This is a genomic window from Mycetocola reblochoni REB411, from assembly GCF_900163835.1.
GTDB classification, from domain to species: domain Bacteria; phylum Actinomycetota; class Actinomycetes; order Actinomycetales; family Microbacteriaceae; genus Mycetocola_B; species Mycetocola_B reblochoni.
Genome location: NZ_FUKR01000047.1, coordinates 1 through 1,296, shown reverse-complemented (window position 1 = coordinate 1,296; position 1,296 = coordinate 1). Strand labels below are relative to the sequence as shown.

At 63.9% G+C, this 1,296-nt stretch carries 1 protein-coding gene; it reads left to right on the top strand.

The annotated features are described in order from the left end of the window. Window positions 1-69: 69 nt before the first annotated feature. Window positions 70-1,262 (top strand): IS3 family transposase gene (locus FM119_RS08180; RefSeq protein WP_087137188.1). Its coding sequence is split into 2 segments (ribosomal slippage): window positions 70-354 and window positions 357-1,262, totalling 1,191 coding nucleotides; the frame shifts between segments, so codons are not numbered across the junction. The last annotated feature ends 34 nt before the right edge of the window (window positions 1,263-1,296 follow it).

Here is a 1,296-nt window from a genome sequence, read left to right as displayed (position 1 = left end):
GGGACTGCTGCACGTTTAGGTGACATCTGATCTGGCTTGCCTGAGAGGGCAGCCTGGAAGGATGTTGCTGTGCCCAAGCCCTACCCATCCGAGTTCCGCGATGATGTTGTGCGCGTCGCGCGGAATCGTGAGCCCGGAGTGACGATCGAGAAGATCGCTCGTGATTTCGGTGTTCACCCGATGACGCTGACGAAGTGGATGCATCGCGCTGATATCGATGAAGGATCGAAGCCCGGCCAGACCCGAGCCGAGGCCGCCGAGATCCGCGAGTTGCGGAAGCGGAACCGGTTGCTGGAGCAGGAGAACGAGGTGTTGCGCCGGGCGGCGGCGTATCTGTCGCAGGCGAACCTGCCGGGAAAATGATGTACCCGCTCGTTTCCGAGCTCGCCGCTGACGGGATCCCCGTCGCGGTGTCGTGTCGGGTATTGAAGCTCGCTCGCCAGCCCTACTACCGGTGGCTCGCTGTCCCCGTCACCAGAAGCGAGGTCGTGGAGGCGTATCGCGCGAACGCCCTGTTCGACGCGCACCGGGACGATCCTGAGTTCGGGCATCGACTCCTCGCCGATGAGGCGCGTGACGCGGGTGAGGCGATGGCGGATCGGACTGCGTGGCGGATCACGTCGACGAACGGCTGGTGGAGCGCGTTCGGGAAGAAACGGGGCAAGAACGGGAAGAAACCCGGACCTGCCGTTCATGACGATCTCTGCGCCGTGGTCGATGAGGACGGTCGGACGCGGCATGTGTTCGCTGCCGACGCGCCGAACCAGTTGTGGCTCGTGGACATCACCGAACACAAAACCACGGAAGGCAAGCTCTACGCCTGCGCGATCAAAGACGCCTTCTCCGGGAGGATCGTGGGGTACTCGATCGACTCCAGGATGAAGTCTCGTCTGGCCGTTCAGGCGCTCGAGAACGCCGTCCAGATGCGCGGCGACGTCGCCGGCTGCATCGCGCATTCGGACAGAGGATCTCAATTCCGAAGCAGAAAATTCCTGCGCGCGCTGGCTCGCCACCGCATGGTCGGGAGCATGGGACGAGTCGGGTCGAGCGGCGACAACGCCGCTATGGAGAGCTTCTTCGCGCTGCTCCAGAAGAACGTCCTCGACCGCCGCTCCTGGACCACCCGGGAACAGCTGCGCATCGCGATCGTGACCTGGATCGAACGCACCTACCACCGACGCCGGCGGCAGGCCCGCCTGGGCCGTTTGACGCCGGTCGAGTTCGAGACCATCATGACCAAAGACGTCGCCCTCGCGGCGTGACTACAAACTGTCACCTAAACGTGCAGCAGTCCCG